The organism is Massilia glaciei (genome assembly GCF_003011895.2).
Classification (GTDB): domain Bacteria; phylum Pseudomonadota; class Gammaproteobacteria; order Burkholderiales; family Burkholderiaceae_D; genus Telluria_A; species Telluria_A glaciei.
Genome location: NZ_PXWF02000138.1, coordinates 1 through 4,355, shown reverse-complemented (window position 1 = coordinate 4,355; position 4,355 = coordinate 1). Strand labels below are relative to the sequence as shown.

The following is a 4,355-nucleotide window of genomic DNA, read 5'->3' as shown; positions in this document are numbered from 1 at the left end:
ACGGTACGCTTAGCAATACTGAAAGCGATGGTGGCAGGCGAAGTCGGGGCTGTACCACCTGACGGCGCGGGGCCGGACCAGCTGGCATGGCTTTGCCGAGGCGATCGTGGCGCATCGGAGCGTGGAGAAAAAGCCCTTGCTCACCCCGATACGCGGCGCCGACTATCCCCTGCCGGCAGACAGGCCGGCCCATTCGGCGCTCGCGTGCGACAAATTCACCGCGTCCTTTTGCGCCCTGCCCGGCTGGGAGAGCGCCTTGGCGCAGTGCCTGGACCAGAGCGGGGAGTGCGCTCAGCGATGAGACGGCAGCGGACCGCCCCACCGGGTCCGGCCCGGGCGGCTGCGCGCGGCGCCGGACAGCGGCGGCGCCAGCGGCCTCAGCGCGAAGCGAGCAGGTCCAGTTGCGCGCCCTCGAGATAGCACCACTGGCCCGGCTCGAGCCCGAGCGCGTCGAGCGTGAGGCCGCCGACGGCGCAGCGGTGCAAGGCGGCGCAGTGGTTGCCCGCGGCCGCCAGCATACGCTTGACCTGGTGATATTTGCCCTGTTCGAGCACGATCTCGAGCAGCTTGTCGCCGCGCTGCACGCACGAGAGCGCGGCCAGCGGGGCCGGCTCGTCGTGCAGTTTGACGCCGGCCAGCAGGCTTGCGACCAGCGCCGGCGTGACCGCCTCCTCGGTGAAGGCGAGATAGATCTTCGGGATGTGGCGCTTGGGCGACGATTGGGCGTGGATGAACGGGCCGTCGTCGGACATCAGCAGTAGGCCCGTGGTGTCGTGGTCGAGCCGCCCGACCGGTTGCACGTCGCGCCAGGTGAACTGCTCGGGCAGCAGGGTCAGCACCCCGGGGTGGTGGCTCGGCTTGCGCGAGCACTCGAAATTGGCGGGCTTGTGCAGCGCTATGTAGACGCGCTCGCGGTATTGCCAGTCCTCGCCGAACACGTTCAAGGTCAGCGCCGCGGTCTCGAGCGCGCCCTTGTAGCCGGTCTGGACCACGCCGTCGATGCGCACCTCGCCGTCCTCGACCAGGGCGCGGCAGTATTTGCGGGTGCCGAAACCTTGCGATTGCAGGATGCGGTCTAGGGATAGTTTGCTCATGGGGCGAGACTTTAACAGAACTGCCCCGGGCCGCAAAGAAGGCGCGCGCCCCGGATTGGCGTCCCGCACTCTTGATTCAGATCAAGTTCGACGCAATAACTATTGATATGATGAAACATCGTTAGGAATCGGCCTAACAGGGGTACGAATATGTACCTCAGCAGATTAAGGGAGCATGCAATGGGAACCATCAATCAGACGAAGCTTGCGCATGCGCCCGAAGATACGGCCGGGGCGGCGCCGGACGCGCGCCTGCGAGTCGCGCTCGAGCGGCGCGCCGCGAACGCGGCCGGCATCGCGATCGCGCGCTGGAGCAGCGGCAACACCTACACCGAGATGCAGATCGCGGCCGCGCTGCGCCCCTCGGCGCGCGCGCGCTGGTACGACACGGCCCAGAAAAACCTGCAGGACTGGCTTCAGCGCGGTGGCTTCGCGCAGCGGGACGGGGAGCAGGACTAGGAACCTGTCGGGCTTAGGGGGTCGAAGCGAAAAAAGTGCTGGACGCGGGCAGATTTTGACGATTTCGCAGTGCCAATAGCGAGCTATTGGCCGAGAAAGCGGCGAAATATGGACCGCCCAGCGCTTTTTGCAGCCGACGATCCTAAGGTGAGTAGGCCCAAGGAGTTTCGCCTTGAGCCTCTCGCAGAACCGTACGTGACACTCGCGTCATACGGCTCCCGCCATCCAACCTTTCTCCCGTCGAGCGACCAGTGCGCAAACATCTGGGGAACGACGTCCCTCATCTTGCTAAGCCATTCGACACTGCGGCGCTTATGCACCTTAAGCGTTTTGCACTTCCGTCTGGCCCAGTGCAGCAAGCCGACTTCGGGAGGCCTGTTTCATCTTCAATACAGCATCACAAGCTCTCACTTGTGTTCGTGACACACGTCCGACAGACTGCTAGTCTCTTGCCCCGCAAATGCTGAAGGCAGCAGGAACCGCATCGGCAGGGTGGTTATCGCGACCAACGCTTGAAGGTTGTCGCAGACGATTTTGGCGACTACATCTTGGACGACCGCCTGTTGGCTCAAGCCGGTGACGTGCTCCAGCTTGAGCCGGTGCTTGAGCCGTTTGAACGCCTCTTCGATGTTCCAACGCTTGTGGTGGAGCTCGCCGAAGCAGTCGGCCGGAAAGAGAGCTTGTCATCGAACAGATTGGGCATCAGCACGCGTTGTTCGCCGTTGGGCAAGACGTGGCGGATCAGGCGAACGCGCCGCGGCTTGCGCGGGCATTCGTAGTCATGCGCATCCTGTTGTTGGGCGCGCTGAGCATGGCGATACGCGCGATGGCGCCACAGCGCATGAACTCGCACACGCAGGCATCGCCGCCGTCGGTATTCGTCCGACCTGTTTATAACAAGAGATGGGGAAGTGTATAATGTAGCCTTCAGGAAAATGTGCTTAGGTAGTTGCATTATAACGGATATTGCATGACTTTAACGCTATAGGACACCTCGTGCCGGGAAGCACTGCCGCGCCTCCGGCTTTAATGTTTTGGAATACTAGCGGCCTTCGACCAATGTACTTGATCGGGAAATTATTGTCATTTTGACATTGTTTTGCATTTCGGCGTGCGCGCCGCTTTTCTTGCCCCCCAAACTCTCGGACGTGACTCAATCACGCGCCATGCGGTACGGCGTTGTAATGGTTTCAGCGTCGGCAATTACAGAAATAGTTTATATGAAAAGAATTGATTCACTGGACTGGCAGCGGGGATTGCTCGCATTATCTATTATGGTTTATCACCTGTTCAGTTGGCAGGTGGCCTCTCTTGATTCATCAACCCTTTTGGGACGGCTCGGAATCTACGGCGTCTCCATGTTCTTTATCCTATCAGGCCTGAGCATGGCTGTAGTCTACAACGCATATATTGTGGATATCCAGTCTTCCCTGAATTTCTTTGTCCGGAGAATTTTCCGGATATGGCCATTGTTGTGGTTGACGATTTTTTGCGCGGTTCTGTACAAATTTGTCTCAGGTCAACCATCCGACTGGTTGCTGGTGGCTTCTAATCTGACGACGCTGTTTGGATTCTTCCAGCCATCTGCATACATAAGCACGGGAGCATGGTCTATCGGTAACGAGATGGTCTATTACGCGCTCACGCCTTTGATTATTTACGTTTACAATCGCAAGTTACTGCTTGGTAATTTATTAACAGCAGCAACATGGCTGGTAGGGCTGTTGTTTTCATCGTATATCCTGAATTCAGACCGGACACTGGTGCAACAATGGGCCACTTACGTCAATCCTTTCAATAACCTGTACTTCTATAGCGCCGGAATCGCGATATTTTATAACATGCGGCAGCTTGCCTTGGGCAAGACCGCGAGTGTATGCTTATTGGTGCTTCCCGCTCTCCTGTTTTTTGCGTTTCCGGTCGTTGGAGATCCGATCAATATCGTGACTGGAACGACGAGAGTGGTTTTCAGTCTGGCATCGCTGCTCATGGTAATCGGGTTTTATAAGATGGCACTCTCTGTGCCTGGCATGATCGCGCGGCCACTCACACAGCTGGGCGTCCTTACCTACGGCGTGTACTTGCTTCACCCAATAGTTTATCGAGTTCAATTTGAAATTCTTAAACACCTTGGCATAACGATAAATTCGTTTTTTTTTATCGTTGCAGCTATTTTCTTGACAATCATTGCAGCGCAAATTGCGTTCACCGTTCTGGAAATGCCATTTATACGGTTGGGAAAGTCACTAACAACGACTCGAAAGTCAGAAAAGCCAGTAGCTTCTGCGGCCGTGCAAAAGTAGCGTGAAGGGACTTCCCCGTCCCAGGTAAGCGGCGAAGCATTTGCCTCGAGCCGCAGTCTTGATAAAATCGGATCGAATACCAAGTTTTACCTCGTCAGCTTGCAACAATGAGCGCATCACGGCGCACTCGCAGACACAGACACAGCATGCCGCCTCGGCGTCCGCCGGCTCGAATCCCTCGGTGATCGTGCCGAGCGAGCCATTGCGCAGGCCAAGGTAACAGTCGTTCTCGGTGTACATCACTAGGGGCCTGTCGGAATTAGGATCGTCGGCTGCAAAAAGCGCTCGACGGTGTGGGCGCCGATGTCAAATTGACCCATGATGCCGAAATTTGTGGACCCACCTATTTTCTTCGAAGCCAAAGCCTCGCGTGGGGTCGTTCCGATTTCGATGGGTCAGTCGAGAACGGGAGCCTGCGCACGACACTGATCGATCTGGACGATGCAACGCTCTGGCGCACCTACACGATGTTGACTGCGTATTTCGGCGAACGTGACCG

The 4,355-nt window shown here is 57.6% G+C and carries 5 protein-coding genes and 1 pseudogene; 4 read left to right on the top strand and 2 right to left on the bottom strand.

Annotated features, from left to right (window positions below):
- Positions 1-46: 46 nt before the first annotated feature.
- Positions 47-301, top strand: a pseudogene (locus tag C7C56_RS09850) (sugar nucleotide-binding protein); the annotation flags it as partial.
- A gap of 76 nt (positions 302-377) precedes the next feature.
- Here C7C56_RS09850 and C7C56_RS09845 read toward each other — a convergent pair.
- Complete coding sequence (locus C7C56_RS09845; RefSeq protein WP_106757253.1) at positions 378-1,094, bottom strand: pseudouridine synthase; 717 nt, start codon at positions 1,092-1,094, stop codon at positions 378-380.
- 180 nt (positions 1,095-1,274) lie between these two features.
- Here C7C56_RS09845 and C7C56_RS09840 point away from each other — a divergent pair, with 180 nt between their 5' ends.
- Positions 1,275-1,553 (top strand): hypothetical protein, encoded by a 279-nt coding sequence (locus C7C56_RS09840; RefSeq protein ID WP_106757252.1) that lies wholly within the window; start codon positions 1,275-1,277, stop codon positions 1,551-1,553.
- A 407-nt stretch (positions 1,554-1,960) separates the two neighbouring features.
- Here the strand turns inward: C7C56_RS09840 and C7C56_RS29735 are convergent, their stop codons facing one another.
- A complete protein-coding gene (locus C7C56_RS29735; RefSeq protein ID WP_229458521.1) occupies positions 1,961-2,182 on the bottom strand; it encodes a hypothetical protein in 222 nt (73 codons plus the stop codon).
- 591 nt (positions 2,183-2,773) lie between these two features.
- Here C7C56_RS29735 and C7C56_RS09830 point away from each other — a divergent pair.
- Positions 2,774-3,856 carry an acyltransferase family protein gene (locus C7C56_RS09830; protein ID WP_181373105.1) on the top strand — a complete coding sequence of 361 codons (1,083 nt, stop codon included), beginning with the start codon at positions 2,774-2,776 and terminating at the stop codon, positions 3,854-3,856.
- 311 nt (positions 3,857-4,167) lie between these two features.
- The coding region (locus tag C7C56_RS29300) for a hypothetical protein (RefSeq protein WP_219933134.1) at positions 4,168-4,355 on the top strand (188 nt) is incomplete at its 3' end.